Annotated in this window: 19 protein-coding genes and 1 pseudogene; 15 read left to right on the top strand and 5 right to left on the bottom strand. The window is 38.7% G+C overall.

Annotated elements, in window-relative coordinates; all coding sequences use genetic code 11:
- Positions 1 to 285: 285 nt before the first annotated feature.
- From RS881_RS37270 to RS881_RS37250, 5 genes and pseudogenes are all read right to left on the bottom strand, one after another.
- Positions 286 to 606 carry a hypothetical protein gene (locus RS881_RS37270; protein WP_315815407.1) on the bottom strand — a complete coding sequence of 107 codons (321 nt, stop codon included), beginning with the start codon at positions 604 to 606 and terminating at the stop codon, positions 286 to 288.
- 194 nt (positions 607 to 800) lie between these two features.
- Positions 801 to 1,043: a fibronectin type III-like domain-contianing protein gene (locus RS881_RS37265; RefSeq protein ID WP_315824725.1), complete on the bottom strand. Its 243-nt coding sequence runs from the start codon at positions 1,041 to 1,043 to the stop codon at positions 801 to 803.
- 174 nt (positions 1,044 to 1,217) lie between these two features.
- A pseudogene (locus RS881_RS37260) lies at positions 1,218 to 1,984 on the bottom strand (glycoside hydrolase family 3 C-terminal domain-containing protein); the annotation flags it as partial.
- A 92-nt stretch (positions 1,985 to 2,076) separates the two neighbouring features.
- Positions 2,077 to 2,973 carry a glycoside hydrolase family 3 protein gene (locus RS881_RS37255; protein WP_315815406.1) on the bottom strand — a complete coding sequence of 299 codons (897 nt, stop codon included), beginning with the start codon at positions 2,971 to 2,973 and terminating at the stop codon, positions 2,077 to 2,079.
- 238 nt (positions 2,974 to 3,211) lie between these two features.
- The gene (locus tag RS881_RS37250; RefSeq protein WP_315815405.1) at positions 3,212 to 3,754 is read right to left on the bottom strand and encodes a hypothetical protein; all 543 of its coding nucleotides are present in this window, start codon (positions 3,752 to 3,754) and stop codon (positions 3,212 to 3,214) included.
- 384 nt (positions 3,755 to 4,138) lie between these two features.
- On the opposite strand from RS881_RS37250, the gene RS881_RS37245 reads away from it, so the two are divergent.
- The 15 genes from RS881_RS37245 (at position 4,139) to RS881_RS37175 (ending at position 14,412) form a co-directional block, all read left to right on the top strand.
- Positions 4,139 to 4,345, top strand: a complete 207-nt coding sequence (locus RS881_RS37245; protein ID WP_315815404.1) for a hypothetical protein — start codon at positions 4,139 to 4,141, stop codon at positions 4,343 to 4,345.
- Positions 4,342 to 4,851: an RNA polymerase sigma factor gene (locus RS881_RS37240; protein WP_315815403.1), complete on the top strand. Its 510-nt coding sequence runs from the start codon at positions 4,342 to 4,344 to the stop codon at positions 4,849 to 4,851. The genes RS881_RS37245 and RS881_RS37240 overlap by 4 nt, the downstream gene beginning before the upstream one ends.
- Before the next feature lie 91 nt (positions 4,852 to 4,942).
- On the top strand, positions 4,943 to 5,680 hold the full coding sequence (locus RS881_RS37235) for a hypothetical protein (RefSeq protein WP_315815402.1): 738 nt from the start codon (positions 4,943 to 4,945) through the stop codon (positions 5,678 to 5,680).
- Positions 5,665 to 6,156 (top strand): FecR family protein, encoded by a 492-nt coding sequence (locus RS881_RS37230; protein WP_315815401.1) that lies wholly within the window; start codon positions 5,665 to 5,667, stop codon positions 6,154 to 6,156. Before RS881_RS37235 ends, RS881_RS37230 begins: the two co-directional genes overlap by 16 nt.
- A gap of 499 nt (positions 6,157 to 6,655) precedes the next feature.
- Positions 6,656 to 7,159: an STN domain-containing protein gene (locus RS881_RS37225; RefSeq protein WP_315815400.1), complete on the top strand. Its 504-nt coding sequence runs from the start codon at positions 6,656 to 6,658 to the stop codon at positions 7,157 to 7,159.
- Positions 7,160 to 7,259: 100 nt separating this feature from the next.
- Complete coding sequence (locus RS881_RS37220; protein WP_315815399.1) at positions 7,260 to 8,048, top strand: TonB-dependent receptor plug domain-containing protein; 789 nt, start codon at positions 7,260 to 7,262, stop codon at positions 8,046 to 8,048.
- Entirely contained in the window at positions 8,033 to 8,566 is a 534-nt protein-coding gene (locus RS881_RS37215) for a hypothetical protein (RefSeq protein ID WP_315815398.1), read from the top strand. Before RS881_RS37220 ends, RS881_RS37215 begins: the two co-directional genes overlap by 16 nt.
- The gene (locus RS881_RS37210) at positions 8,566 to 9,054 is read left to right on the top strand and encodes a TonB-dependent receptor (protein WP_315815397.1); all 489 of its coding nucleotides are present in this window, start codon (positions 8,566 to 8,568) and stop codon (positions 9,052 to 9,054) included. Before RS881_RS37215 ends, RS881_RS37210 begins: the two co-directional genes overlap by 1 nt.
- Positions 9,055 to 9,269: 215 nt before the next feature.
- On the top strand, positions 9,270 to 9,944 hold the full coding sequence (locus RS881_RS37205) for a SusC/RagA family TonB-linked outer membrane protein (RefSeq protein ID WP_315815396.1): 675 nt from the start codon (positions 9,270 to 9,272) through the stop codon (positions 9,942 to 9,944).
- Between the two features lie 334 nt (positions 9,945 to 10,278).
- Positions 10,279 to 11,508 (top strand): RagB/SusD family nutrient uptake outer membrane protein, encoded by a 1,230-nt coding sequence (locus tag RS881_RS37200; protein ID WP_315815395.1) that lies wholly within the window; start codon positions 10,279 to 10,281, stop codon positions 11,506 to 11,508.
- Positions 11,509 to 11,698: 190 nt separating this feature from the next.
- On the top strand, positions 11,699 to 12,100 hold the full coding sequence (locus tag RS881_RS37195) for a thioredoxin family protein (protein ID WP_315815394.1): 402 nt from the start codon (positions 11,699 to 11,701) through the stop codon (positions 12,098 to 12,100).
- Positions 12,094 to 12,909 (top strand): tetratricopeptide repeat protein, encoded by an 816-nt coding sequence (locus RS881_RS37190; RefSeq protein WP_315815393.1) that lies wholly within the window; start codon positions 12,094 to 12,096, stop codon positions 12,907 to 12,909. The genes RS881_RS37195 and RS881_RS37190 overlap by 7 nt, the downstream gene beginning before the upstream one ends.
- Positions 12,910 to 13,133: 224 nt before the next feature.
- Positions 13,134 to 13,418 (top strand): FAD-dependent oxidoreductase, encoded by a 285-nt coding sequence (locus RS881_RS37185; protein ID WP_315815392.1) that lies wholly within the window; start codon positions 13,134 to 13,136, stop codon positions 13,416 to 13,418.
- Complete coding sequence (locus RS881_RS37180) at positions 13,376 to 13,720, top strand: FAD-dependent oxidoreductase (protein ID WP_315815391.1); 345 nt, start codon at positions 13,376 to 13,378, stop codon at positions 13,718 to 13,720. Before RS881_RS37185 ends, RS881_RS37180 begins: the two co-directional genes overlap by 43 nt.
- 56 nt (positions 13,721 to 13,776) lie before the next feature.
- Positions 13,777 to 14,412 carry an NAD(P)/FAD-dependent oxidoreductase gene (locus RS881_RS37175; protein ID WP_315815390.1) on the top strand — a complete coding sequence of 212 codons (636 nt, stop codon included), beginning with the start codon at positions 13,777 to 13,779 and terminating at the stop codon, positions 14,410 to 14,412.
- Positions 14,413 to 14,438 lie beyond the last annotated feature (26 nt).

Below are 14,438 nucleotides of genomic sequence, written 5' to 3'. Positions count from 1 at the left end.
TGCCTCTTTGACTGCTTATCCAAATTGTATCAATTATTAGTTTTTCCAATGAGCACTTAATTAATTGTAGGTTCACCCAATCCCCCTTTCTTGATTCACAATGAAGTATTACCGTGTTAGCATTATTCTCAAATTGTACATGTTTAACTGAGTCAAAGGTTAAAGATGTTTTATCGGAAATATTTTTAACTACAATTCTTCCTGGAATTGATTTTACCGAATAAGCATACCATATTTTACTTGCGTTTCGACTGAAATAGAGATCATTTACTTTTTCAATGAATCTTAGCCTTTTATTTTCGAGACCGTACTTAAATAGTGAATCTTTTTTTTTTGGAGAAGTGCATTTTGGCTATCACCTGTAAAGAATATGTCATCATACTCTTGAAAATGATTAGAAGTATTGGTTTTAGTTGATTGAACCACTAAAAAATTTGATGTATTGTTATTGCTTTTAAGCTGATATGAAAAGTAATTTGCATTATTGCTTAGTTTGGGGTTTTGGAGTTTAGGCCAATTATTAATAGTATTCGTATCTATGATGCTCTGGCCAAAAGTATTTGCCCTGGCGAGGATGTAGATTGCGATTAATAATTTGATTTTCATTAATGTTATTTTATGTTTATGTATTGACTGTAGATTTCTTAAACTGTTCTCATGGATTTAAGATTCATATCTAAGTTCTGATAAGTAAATGATGGATTTGGGATTTATCATCTATTCTTGGGTATTCTGTTGTAGAGAGATATCTATGTGAGCTTAAGAAACATTTATAGCGCCTTAGTCAATTATAGATGTGCTTAATTTTCAATCGTTAGATTTATCTTCTGCAAGTTATTTGAGTTTTTGCCGGTCATTACTTCAATAGTGGATGTTTCTGTCCGGTATTTTAGTTCTGAATCCCAAAATGCCAATTTGGTAGCATCCAATGTAAATTGAACCGTTTTCTTCTCTCCTGGCGCCAGTGTAACCCGCGCAAATCCTTTCAGTTCTTTTACCGGCCGGGTGACGGATGCCATTTTCTGATGGATGTACAATTGCACAATCTCGTCTCCTTTCAGGGTGCCGGTATTGGTGATATCCAGGGATACTATTACCGTACTATTCCTTGTCAAAACTGTATCTGACAATCTCGGAGAGGAATATTGAAAACTAGTGTAACTGAGGCCATGTCCAAATGGGAAAAGTGGCGTGTTCTTTTCTGTCACGTATTCGAAGAACTGCGCTCCGGGCTTATGGTTATAATACATGGGTATTTGGCCTACTGAACGGGGATAAGTGATGGTGAGCTTGCCAGAAGGACAAACATCACCAAAGAGTATGTTGGCAGCAGCCTGGCCCGCTTGCTCACCCATGAACCAACCGTCCACTAAGGCAGGTATATGATCATTAATCCAGTTGATGGTTAAAGGACGGCCATGTACCAAGTAAACGATTAGCGGCTTGCCAGTAGCTGCCAAGGCTTTTACAAGGTCTTCCTGCTGGCTTTGGAGATTTAGATCTGCCATATCACCAAAGTGGTCTGACAGCCAGGATTCACGGGAAAACTGTTCGTTCTCACCAATGGCGAGGATGATAATATCGCATTGCTTCGCCACTTGTACCGCTTCATTGATCAGACGTTGATTATCGGCCACTGTGGGCAGGCTAATTTTATTTATATACTGGTAATTGTTCTGGCTAATGGTATCGCCATTGGTGGTAAGGTTGACACCTTTGGCATAGATCACTTCGGCGGCGGTACCCACTTTCTCCCGAATGCCTTCAAAAGACTGGTATTGTGCAGGGGGATACCGGAATAATCGCCAAGATAGTTGACGGCGGCACAGGGTCCTATTACGGCGATCTTTTTATACTGGTCTTTCTTCAGAGGCAGCAAATTATTGTCGTTTTTGAGCAGTACGATCGATTCTTCAGCCGCTTTGAGCGCTAACTCACGCCCTTCGGGATTGGTGATGCTTTCTTGCACTTTAGCGGCATCCATAGACCCTTGTTCAAACAATCCCATTGCGAACTTAAGCCTTAACACGGCTGTTACGGCACTATCCAGTTCTGCCATGCGCAGATTCTTATCTTTTACGAGTTGGATGAGATGCCTGTAGTTCCTGCCATTCGGGAGGTCAGCGTCACGCCTGCCTTGAAGGCTTTCAGAGCTGCTGCAGGCTCATTAGCAGCGATATAATGCTTATTCCACAGTTGATCAATACCATACCAATCCGACACTACAACCCCTTTAAAGCCCCATTCTCCCCGTAACACATCCCGCAGCAACCAGCTATTGGCATGGGCGGGAATGCCGTCTATTTCGTTATAAGAGGCCATGATGGCCGCCGGCTTGGCGTTTTGTATACATATCCTAAAAGATTCCAGGTGTGCCTCCCAGAACGTGCGGAGCGAATAATTGGACGGAGCTTGGTTTACGCCCCCTTCCGTTTGACCATAGCCAGCAAAATGTTTGAGTGTTGCCGCTACATGCCCCGGGGCAATAGAACCATCCTGGCTGCCCTGGAAGCCTTGTACCATTGCGCTGCCCAGCGAACCTGTTAGGAAGGGATCTTCGCCCAGCGTTTCTCCCGTACGCCCCCAGCGGGGATCACGACACACATCAACAACTGGTGTTAGCACCAAGTTGGTACCCCAGATGGCCGATTGTCGGGCAATATAATTGTAAACATTACGAAGCAGGACAGTGTCCCAGGAACAGGACAGGCCAATGCTATGCGGAAATACGGTGGTTTCCCTAGCCAACAAGCCATGGTGCGCTTCATCAATAAAGATCACGGGGATGCCGAGTCTTGTTTTAGTCTTAAGATATTGCTGGAGGGCATTGTGCCTATTGATCACTTGTTCTTTGGTAGCGTCAAATGCGGGATTGATCATACCTAGGCCATTGCCATAAATGGAATCCATTTTGGTAGAATTGGTCAGAATCGCCTCTGTAAGCGTACTTACATTGGCGTGGTTCGTTTGCAACTGGGCAACCTTTTCTTCAAGGGTCATTCTGGAAAGCAAATCCTTAACTCTTTGATTAATTGGCAGTTTAGAATTCTTATAATCTTGCGCAGAAATTTTAATAAGACTATCGAATAGAACGACAAGTAAGAATATTTTTTTCATTTACTATTTGCCTTGCATATTTTATTATTATACTACGAGAGCTTTAGTATCAAGCAATATGATTAGTTTTTACGGCCTCCAAATCACGAAGGAACTATTGTTTAATAAATATGCCTCTTACTTCCCAACTATCGCCTTTTGCCTCTATTGATTTCTTATCTATGTTCAATTGCATCCCATCTTTTGATAATTGCCATATTTCGATTCTTGTCAGATCAATTTTGTTTTCATTTTCTGGCATGGAATAAACTGAAGTAATAGTGAGCTTTGTTTTATCTTCTGACCAAGTCAAACTTCTTACGATTTTTCTTTTACTTGTAGGGTTAATATAAGTTACTGATGTTCCACTCATGGAGAGGGTATGTGCATTAATTATGTCTTTACCTTCAGTTCCTACACTAATGGTTTCAACAAAGAGCGAATCTCTTTGTTGAATGTTTACTTGTTTGGCCAACGCATTGGCATATTCGGGGCCGGATACATGTTCTGTTGAATTTAATATCCAAGATCCGGAAAAATCGGACTGAGCATTTGCAATGGAGGATATAATAAGCAGTCCAATAAATACAAAAACGGAGCACCTGAATTTCATAATATTTTTTGATTCTAAGACGATTGGCCTTTCGATATATTTCAAAAAAACAACAGAAATATTGAATAGATATGGAACACGGATTAATTCAAGAGTGAATTTTATTGCTAGGTGATATGTGAAAAAAGTCATTTTTGATCTTAAAAAACAATACAAAACAAAGGATTATACCAGTTTTTCACTATTTTGTGGCTGCTTGTGCGTCGGTTTACCCACCTTATTTTTTGAAATTTCCCCATATCCTTAATTCACCGTTAGTCAGTCGTTAACTTTTTCAAACCACCTTTCTATTATCTGGTGCCAAATTTGGTTGCGTGATATACTATTGTTATGATTTTGAGGATATTAGTACATTTACCCGTCAAAACTAATTAACTATTGATAATGGTTAGGCTTTCTCTTCCACATAGAGAATTATTGATTCAACAGTTGGGGATCATCCGAAGTCGCTGGGAGACTATAAGGGAAAAATTTATTTTAAAGCGCCTCCTCACCATTTCTGATAATGGTGAGGGCGACGATCACCCTACGCCTGTATTCCCTATTTCCGTAAGGCCTGCTTATGCCTTGTCCGAACGTGAAAAAGAGAACGTGAACGGTTTAATGCGCTATTTGAGGAAGTATATACTCCTTTGACCAGCCTTGCTAAATCCATTGTGCAGAACGAGGCTCAGGCAGAAGACATTATCATGGATGTTCTTTGCACGTATTGGGAGAAGAGAGGTGATTTTCATCAGGTTAGAGATGTCAAAGCATACCTCTATGTAACTGTCCGGAACCGTTGCTATGATTATTTCAGGCATCAACAGGTGATTAAGGCGGCGGGCCCTCAGTTGGAATATTTATTCCAGCCAACAGACGAAATAAGTTCTTTTGAGGAGATGCAAGCCGAGGTGACAGTTGCCGAAACTATTGTACAGCTTTATCAAGCCATAGAAGGGTTGCCTGAGAAATACCGGCGGATTTTGGAACTGCAGTACTTTGAAAATAAATCTATTACGGAAATTGGGGATATCCTGGCGAAACCTTATCAAACAGTCGTTACCCAACGACTGCGTGCACTCAGTCGATTGAAAATCAAACTACATCATACCAGGGCCAGCGCGTTCTTACCCCTCATTTATTGCGCCGTCCACTCCTGATATTTCGACTTTATTATCTCAATAATATTTTTCCTTTAATTTTTGAAATATTCGAAGGGGTAGCTCGTCGTTATACAAATAAGTAATCGTTTTGAAAATTAACCTGGAAAGATCCACTTACCTATGGATGCGTTTGTTACAAGGGGAAATTTCCTTGGACGAACGGGCTGAGCTTGATGCATGGATTCAGCAGAGTAAACGAAACGAGGAAGCTGCTGTTGCTTTGCAAAATAGCGACGTTCTCAAAGAGCAATTATCAGGTATCGCGCAGATCAATACTCGCAAAGCTATTGTTGAAGCAAAATTACGTGAAAGACTATTTGAACTTCCTGGAGCTGAAGTCGTTCAAGTGGACAATAGAAAAGCAATGAGCTTGTGGGCTAAAAGAATAGCGTCGGCTGCAGCCGTTGTGATTGTTTTATTTTCTACTTATTGGATTATTAACTTCAGAAGTAGGCAACCTGAAATTATTGACAAAACGACTATTGCTGAAGCACCATTACCCGGTGGCAATAAGGCCGTGCTGGTGTTAGCGAATGGGAAGCAAATTGCTTTAGATACTATTGCTTCGGAGAAAATAACATTACAGGAAAGCACGGCTATCTTAAACGCCCGTAAAGGTGTTATCACTTACGAGGACCAACGTGGGTTGAAAACTAAAGGCATTGAAAGAAATACATTGCGCACACCAGTTGGGGGCCAATACAAATTGCGTCTCAGCGATGGGACAATTATTTGGCTCAACGCGGCTTCTTCCGTTACCTACCCTACTTCTTTTTCAGAAAAAACAGATTCATCAGCGTTACTGGCGAGGTGTACCTGGAAGTAGCAAAAATGAAGAATCGCCCATTCATAGTAAGAATGCCGGATCAATCTGAAATTGAGGTTTTAGGGACCAAGTTCGCCATTAATGCCTACCCGGATGAGCCGGCCAGCAAGGCAACCCTGGTAGAGGGTTCAATATTATTGTCAGCAAACGTGTTGGGACAAAAGAAGGAAACTATTCTTAGGCCTGGGCAACAAACGCTGTATAACCATGAAAATCTTACCTTAATACCAGACGCCAATGTAGAGGAAGCCACGGCATTTGCGAGAGGCTTCTTCTACTTCTCAAAGGCCGATATTAGAGCGGTGGCCAGGCAGCTTGCTAGGTGGTACAATGTTGAAGTGGTGTACACGCGGCCAGTTCCGGTCCTCAATTTTACCGGCAAAATGGAGCGAAGTTTATCCCTGGAAGATGTGTTGGACATTTTAAGATTGAATCAAGTTGAATTTACCGTTTCAGGGAATAAAATTATCCTGTAATAAAGTCAACTATTGGAATACATGGGGAGAGCCCATTTTTGGAGCAGAATGAGGAAACAACGGTAACGGTTGGTCTCTACCTTCCGTTTTACCTTTTACTTCAGGTGTTCATTTTCAAGATCGCCCAATTGTTCATTATTATAGATCATTGCAGCTGGGTAGAACCTCTGCAGTAGTTAACCTGGCCTTATCCTTCAAACAAAGCAACCCAACCAATCATGAGACAGACATTCAAATTCCCGTATGTGCTTACCCGAAGACCTCTTCAGTTCATGCTAGTTAATCAAATACGTTCCTGTTATTTCTATCCGATCGATTCGCCCCATTGACTTTTTGGTCCATTAGTCTCGAATCTATGCCTATAAACGGTATCAGATCCCCTCACGCGATCAAACGTTAACCACTCAAAAAGAAAACCACTGCCGGGTGCGACCGTAGTGGTTTAGGTTAAAACGTAACAACAGGAATCGTTTATTACTCATTTTAACACACCAAAGCTATGCATGAACTTGCAGCCAGCAAAGGGTTTGCCATGGAATTTAATGGGGTAAACCGTATAAAATCTACTTATGAACTCAAAACAGACAGGTACTGGTCAACAACGGCACATCTTGCTATCAACAACCTGAACGCACAAATAGGAAAAGTTATGAAACTAACTCTACTATTATTATTGGTCGGCATTATCCAGACAAAGGGAAACATCTACGGCCAACAAATTACCCTGGATATCAAAAATCAATCGCTGGGGATGGTTTGTGGCGCTATTGAAAAGCAAACTCCCTATGTATTTTTCATTGCCTCTTCAGTCGACCAGACAAAGACCATCACCGTAAAAATTCAATCGGCCAGCATTGAAGAAGTGTTGAGGCTGATCTTAAAAGATTTACCACTCGATTACGCTATTAAAGGGAAAACCATTACTATAATTAAGCGAATACAAAAATACATACAGCGGCACTTTCTAATCTCCCGCTACCTATCGATGTACGTGGTCGCGTGATCAATGAGGAAGGAGACCCTGTAGAGGGGTTAACTGTTATGTTAAAGGACAAATCAATCACTGTACTAACTAACGCCGAGGGAGTTTTTTTCTTAAAAATGTGAATAATGACGAAGTAATTATAGTGTCTGGAATATCGATCGAAACTTTGGAAGTAAAAATATTGGAAGCCAGAAATTTGAATCTAGTTGTTAAACGAAAGGAAACAAGTTTGCAAGAAGTAATAATACGCAAAGGCTACTATGATGAAAAACGTAAATTTAGCGCTAGCAATGTTGGACAAGTAACTGGAAAAGAAATCGAAAGACAGCCAGTAAACAATCCATTACTTGCTCTACAAGGTAGGGTTCCTGGTTTAGTAGTGACTCAAACCACTGGGCTGCCAGGTGGTGGAATTACAGTCAAAATACAAGGACAAAATAGTATTGGGAATAGCAATGATCCTCTATTTATTATTGATGGAGTTCCATATGCCTCCCAAATGCTACCAACAACTGTTGGTGGACCGCTAGGGTCTTCATCAACTGGAGGCGGAGGATCAAATCCGGCTGGTGGGGGTAACCCTCTTAGTTTTATAAATCCCAACGACATTGAAAGTATTGAAATATTAAAAGATGCTGATGCAACTTCAATTTATGGATCACGAGCTGCGAATGGGGCGATATTGATAACCTTAAAAAAGGGTAAATCAGGTAGAACTAAATTAGAAATAAACTTAAGAAATGGTTGGGCAAAAGTTACAAAAAGATTGGATTTGCTTGACAACAAACAGTATTTGCAAATGCGAAGGGAGGCCTTAGTTAATGATAACGGTTCAATTTCATCAACTGATTATGATTTAAATGGGTTTTGGGACACAACCCAAAATACGGATTGGCAAAAGAACTAATTGGACATACTGCCCACTATCTTGATGCCTCTGTTAGCTTATCTGGTGGTAACTTTTCAAATTCATTTTTATTGGCAGGTAGCTATCATAAAGAAAGTTCGGTGAGTCCTGGGAATTTCTCCGATAGAAAAGTTTCTATAAGATTTAATTTTGACCATCGAAGTATCGATGAAAGATTTAAAATCCAATTTTCTAATAACATATTATACGACGATAACCAATTGAGACCTACCGATCTTACTAGATTAGCAATTACACTAGCACCAATAGTCCCCTCCTTGATAAATTCTGACGGAAGTTTAAACTGGGCTCCCAACCCTTCAGGAACTTCTACAATAAATAATCCATTAGCCGCAAATTTAAATAGATATAGAAGTCAATCAATAAACTTATTAAGTAATATTAATTTTAGTTATAGAATTTGGGACAAATTGAATTTTTCCACCGCCGTAGGGTTTAATAGATTAGAAACAGATGAAGTAACAACCAATCCAAAAAAGCCAGACGCCCAGAAGTAATGGCAACTGCTTCAAATTCAGCATTTTATACCAAAAGCAGTATTACTACCTTTATAATTGAACCTCAGTTAAATTATTCCCTTAAAATCGCTCGTGGTGAACTTAACGCATTCCTTGGTGGGACAATTCAAAAAAACCTAAACTTGGGCCAAGAATTGAGAGGTAGTAATTTTATTAGCGACGAGGTGTTAGAGGATATTAGATCAGCAGCAGCTATTCAAGTACTTAGTTCAGTAAACTCAAGATATAATTATAATGCCATCTTCGGTAGAATAAATTATAATTGGGACGATCGTTATGTGATGAATTTTAACGTTAGAAGAGATGGAAGCAGCAGGTTTGGTTCTGAGAATCTTTATGAGAATTTTGGATCGCTTGGAATAGCTTGGATTTTTTCTAATGAGAAAGTGATAAGAGAAAAATGGAGGTGGCTAAGTTTTGGTAAATTTAAGGCAAGTTATGGAACCACTGGGAATGACCAAAGGTAATTACCGGTTTATGAACTTGTACTCCCCATATTCTACTGGTGTTCCATATCAGAATATTATTGGTCTAGAACCTTTAGGCCTTCCTAATTCACATATACAATGGGAACAGACAAAAAAAAGTACAATTAGGAATGGAGTTGGGTCTTTTCAATAGCATATACATAACCACAGCCTTCATCCGAAATAGATCGTCTAATCAACTGTTAAGCTTTTCGTTGCCTACAACTACCGGTTTTATTTCAGTTATTTCAAATTTTCCCGCAACTCTTCAAAATACTTCTTGGGAATTTCAGATTAACTCAGATAATATAAAAAATAAGAGTTTCAAGTGGTCCACAAATGCAAACTTGACAATTCCTAGGAATAAATTATTGAAATTTCAGAACCTTGAGAAATCAACATATTCATACCTAATTATAGGGAAATCCATTAATACTGCACGCGCGTACACATCAACAGGGGTAGACCCAACAACGGGCAAATACATCTTTGTCTCAGTAGAAGGAAACCCAACCTTTTCACCCGATTATGCTACCGATAGAACATATATATACAATCCTGATATCAAATTTTATGGAGGATTGGAAAATAATATACGATTCAATAATGTTGAACTAAGCTTTTTATTTCAATATGTGAAACAGATTGCTCCCACATTCTTTAATGATGTTATTCCTGGCAATTTCAATTCAGGATATGGCAATCAATCTACGTCTGTTTTAGATCGTTGGCAAAAGGTAGGTGACAACTCAAAATACCAGCGCTTTAGCACGAATTCTAATGTTGGAGATGCATTATCAAATTACAGAAACAGTAATCTTGCCATTGGCGATGCCTCTTTTCTTCGGCTTAAAAATGTTTCACTATATTGGACTATTCCAAAAAATTAATAGCCAAACTTCATTTTAGTAATTGTAAACTATTTATTAACGCGCAAAATCTTGCAACTTTTACAAACTATGACGGGTTAGATCCTGAGAGCCGAAGCTCGACATCACTGCCTCCACTTAAAGTATTCACTTTTGGAGTCAATGCAATTCTTTAATTAACCATATAAAATGACGTCATGAAGTTATTCATAAACAAAAATATCTTGTCTAGGAGTATAATACTGTTATGCATTTTGTTGATATCAAGTTGCAGGAAGCTAATTGAGGTTTCGGCACCAGTTACTACTGTTAATCAAAAAACGTCTTTCAAAGTAATAGTACTGCCATCTCCGCAATGACCTATCTATACTCAAAAATTAGTAGCGATGGATACTTAGGAAGTGGAGGATTAACCACCTTTAGTATATATGCAGGCCTTTCTGCCGATGAACTCTCGTTACATTCAAGCGTGGGTAGCTTACAGTTACTCGCATTTTATCGAAATGACTTAAGTGTTAACACGGGAGGGTATGAATTTTGGAGTATAATTTATTCTCATTTGTTTGTATGTAATTCTATGATTGAAGGATTGAATAATAATACATCCATATCTGCTATTGTACAAAAGCAACTCTTAAGCGAAGCAAAATTTATGCGGGCCTTATTGTATTGGTATTTAATTAATATCTATGGAGATGTACCTTTAATCCACGGAACTGATTATAAGATTAATTCTGGTTTATCAAGATCTCCTAAAAGCGAAGTGATCGCGTCAATAATAAAGGATCTAGAAGAAGCGGAGCAATTTTTGAGTAAAGACTATTTAGATAGAACTTTGCTCAAAGTTTCTTCTGAACGAATTAGGCCAAACAAATATGCTGCCTCAGCTATGCTAGCTAGAGCTTATTTATATAATAAAGAGTATAGCAAAGCAATTTCAAAATCAACAGAGATAATAACCCAAGATTCCTTTTATGGCCTAACCGAGCTCGAGAATGTGTTCTTGAAAAACAGCAAAGAAGCTATATGGCAGCTACAACCTGTAAATAGTAATTGGAATACGGAAGATGCAAGAATCTTTATTTTACCATCCACAGGGCCTAACAATTCATCAAATCCAGTATTTCTCTCCCCTTATTTGGTTAATGCTTTTGAGATTGGTGATAGAAGAAAAGAAATTTGGACTAGTGTCTATTCAGACATTACTGGAGATTATTTTTATCCAACGAAATATAAAAATGCGACAAATGGTCTTGCTGTTACAGAATATTTAATGGTGTTACGATTAGCAGAGCAGTATTTGATTCGAGCAGAAGCCCGGGTAATGCAAGGAAATATAGAAGATGGCATTTCTGATGTTAATTTGCTTAGGGCAAGAGCGAGAGATAACATTCCAGGAAGCTTACCCAATTTGCCAAACAGTTTGAATAAAGAAGAAGCATTGATGGCTATAATTCAGGAGCGAAAAATTGAATTATTTACTGAATGGGGACATAGATGGCTTGATCTAAAAAGGTATGATATAATAGATAATATAATGAGCAGTGTGACATCTCAAAAAAGGTGGTATTTGGGTTACGACTGATCAATTGTATCCTATACCTTCTAACGATATCCTCTTAAATCCTAAGTTAGAGCAGAACTTAGGATACTAGAGCACGGCGTGATCCTTTTGTCATCCAATATCGACCTAAGCTGTTTAATAAGTTATTTAGACAACTGCATAATGATTTCATAAATAATTAATAAATGAGTAATTATAACTTAATTAAATATTGGGGAGGATTACTAGTATTGGCTTTTTTACCTACTCGCATTTTTCTCAATCTTATACCTTTAAAGCAAAAAGTTGGAGTGAAGCTCTTACAAAATCACGAGCTAGTGATAAATTTATAATTGTCGACTACGGCGCAACGTGGTGTAAACCTTGCAAACAATTAGATAAATTATTTCTAGATAGTGACATTATAAAATTAATTGACACAAACTATGTTTTATTGAAAATGCAGGCAGATACGACAACTAAGGATAGTAAATCTACAAAGAGTATGTATCTAACTTCAAGAATGTTTAAAGATTCATTTGAAATTAGATCATATCCTACTTTGTTATTTTTTTCTTCAGAAGGAACGATTTTGCATAAAGAAGTAGGATTAAAACAAAAGAGGAATTGGTGAATATTCTTCGAAAGACCTTAGATAGTTCAAGTCAATTTTACACGACAATTCGAAACCTTAAATCATTTTCTAAGAATGCTTCGTTGTATTCCCCAATATTAAGACATGCGAAACAAATTGGAGACTTTAAAATTTATGAAAAAGTAGGAAGTGATTATGTTTATGGGTACCTAGAAAAAGAACCAAACTGGGGATTGACCAAGAAAGATAATGTACAAAGTGTGGCAAGTTTGATTATTGATTATCCAAATCAATTTAATAAAATTAGGAATTTCTTTTTTTCAAATCAACGCTTTATTGATTCAATTTACGGCGAAAAGCTTGTTACTAAAGTTCGTGACATTTTTATCAGAAAAACTGAAATAGATCCAATAGTATACAGCAAAGAAGGTTTCAAGGAAGAACAATGGCAGCTAATTAATAATAATATCTCTCGAGAATATGACAGTCTGACTGCAGATCGATTAGTGTTAGATTCTAAAATTGTCTATTACGAAAAAATAAAGAGTTGGGATTATCACGTTCACTATTTCTTAATGAAATTTAGAAAATATGGGGTGGACAAAAGTGACTGGCTAGCAGATGCAGCCTTAAATAATCAACTTTGGAGTAGCGTTTTTCTTCACAGTAATAATAAACTGCACTTATACGAAGCAGTGGAGATAGCAAGGCAATTAGTAGAAAGAAATAAAGGGGATTTCAACTATTGGGACACTTATGGAAATCTTTTATATAAACTAGGAGATAAAGCCAAAGCCCTTTCTGCAATGAGAGAGGCAGAAAGGTTGAATCGAATAATTCAGAATTAGAGAAAAGTATTACTAAAATGGTAAATAATATTCCTACCTGGGAAGTCGAAATTAAAAAGGTTTCTAATACTTTATGTTTACAAATATGGAATTGCATTTTCGTTATTTAGTTAATTGATTCGGAAGAATTTCATAGTGATCTATTTTCTCGGAATTGTGTAGCTCTACTTTGTCACATTAGATTTATCTAATGTGACAAAGTAGAGCTACATTTGACCTTTAAAATGGATGTAATTTATGAACGGACAGCAAAAAAAGTGGTGGTCATCGGAGGAGGATTCGCCGGCGTCTACCTGATCCAGCAGTTAGCTAAAGATCAACGCTTTCAAATTACCCTGGTCGACAGAAACAACTACAACTTCTTCCCTCCTCTTATTTACCAGGTTTCTGCCGGCTTTCTCGAACCTTCCAATATCAGTTATCCATTCCGTAAGTTGTACCACCATAAAAGAATGTCACTTTTCGTATGGGCGAATTCCTGCGCGTACTACCGGAGCAGCATAAGGTAGAATTATCATCCGGTGAACTGGGGTATGATTACCTGGTTTTTGCTACAGGCACCCAAAGTAATTTCTTCGGCATTGAGAATGTTATGAAGAAAGCCGTGCCGATGAAAACGATCAATGATGCCATTGAGTTGCGCAATTACATATTACAAACCATCGAGAAAGCTACTATAACTACCGATCCGGAAGAGCGTAAGAAATTGCTCACGATGGTAGTGGCCGGTGCTGGTCCCAGTGGAGTGGAAATATCCGGCATACTGGCCGAAATGAAGAATGGTATCTACAAAAAGACTATCCCGAGCTGATAGGTCAGCCAGGTGATATTTACCTGGTAGATGCTGGTCCAAAAGTATTAGGCCCCATGAGCGCCCAATCACAGGATTATACCCATAAGTCGCTGGAGAAAATGGGCATCAAAATACTGTTGAGCAAACAGGTAAAAGACTATGTGGATGGCAATGTGATACTAGCCGATGGAGACAAGATCCCTACCGATACCCTGATCTGGACAGCGGGTGTAATTGCCACTGAAATACCGGGCCTGCCCAAAGAAAGCATTGGCCGGGGCCGTCGTGTATTGGTTGATGCACACAACAAAGTACAGGGCTTTGAAAATATCTATGCCATTGGCGATAGCAGTCTAATGACCACCGACCCTGCCTTCCCCAACGGTCACCCCCAACTGGCCCAGGTAGCCATGCAACAAGGCACCAACCTGGCCAACAACCTGCGCCTGGCACCCGGCAAACCATTAAAACCCTTTATCTATTGGGACAAAGGCACCATGGCTATTATAGGAAAAACAAAAGCGGTGGCCGATATTGGTAAATTACATTTCAAAGGTTTCATTGCAGCATTGATCTGGGGTTTTATCCATATCTGGTCACTGATCAATTACCGCAATAAGTTCAAGACCTTTTTCAACTGGGCATTCACCTGGTTCACGAGGGATGTGGCCATGCGCTTTATTTTCAGGCCAAGTAATAAAAATCCTTAGCGACTTATAGTCATACAAAATAATCA

The sequence above is a fragment of the Paraflavitalea speifideaquila genome (assembly GCF_032395985.1).
Classification (GTDB): Bacteria; Bacteroidota; Bacteroidia; order Chitinophagales; family Chitinophagaceae; genus Paraflavitalea; species Paraflavitalea speifideaquila.
This window is presented reverse-complemented; position numbering and strand designations above follow the sequence as displayed.

What these genes read in the sequence shown, in the direction of transcription:
- RS881_RS37180 (WP_315815391.1), top strand. Translation starts at nt 13,376, where the DNA reads ATGGGCGAATTCCTGCGCGTACTACCGGAGCAGCATAAGGTAGAATTA.
- RS881_RS37210 (WP_315815397.1), top strand. Translation starts at nt 8,566, where the DNA reads ATGGCAACTGCTTCAAATTCAGCATTTTATACCAAAAGCAGTATTACT.
- RS881_RS37175 (WP_315815390.1), top strand. Translation starts at nt 13,777, where the DNA reads ATGAGCGCCCAATCACAGGATTATACCCATAAGTCGCTGGAGAAAATG.
- RS881_RS37270 (WP_315815407.1), bottom strand. Translation starts at nt 606, where the DNA reads ATGAAAATCAAATTATTAATCGCAATCTACATCCTCGCCAGGGCAAAT.
- RS881_RS37225 (WP_315815400.1), top strand. Translation starts at nt 6,656, where the DNA reads ATGCATGAACTTGCAGCCAGCAAAGGGTTTGCCATGGAATTTAATGGG.
- RS881_RS37185 (WP_315815392.1), top strand. Translation starts at nt 13,134, where the DNA reads ATGGATGTAATTTATGAACGGACAGCAAAAAAAGTGGTGGTCATCGGA.
- RS881_RS37200 (WP_315815395.1), top strand. Translation starts at nt 10,279, where the DNA reads ATGACCTATCTATACTCAAAAATTAGTAGCGATGGATACTTAGGAAGT.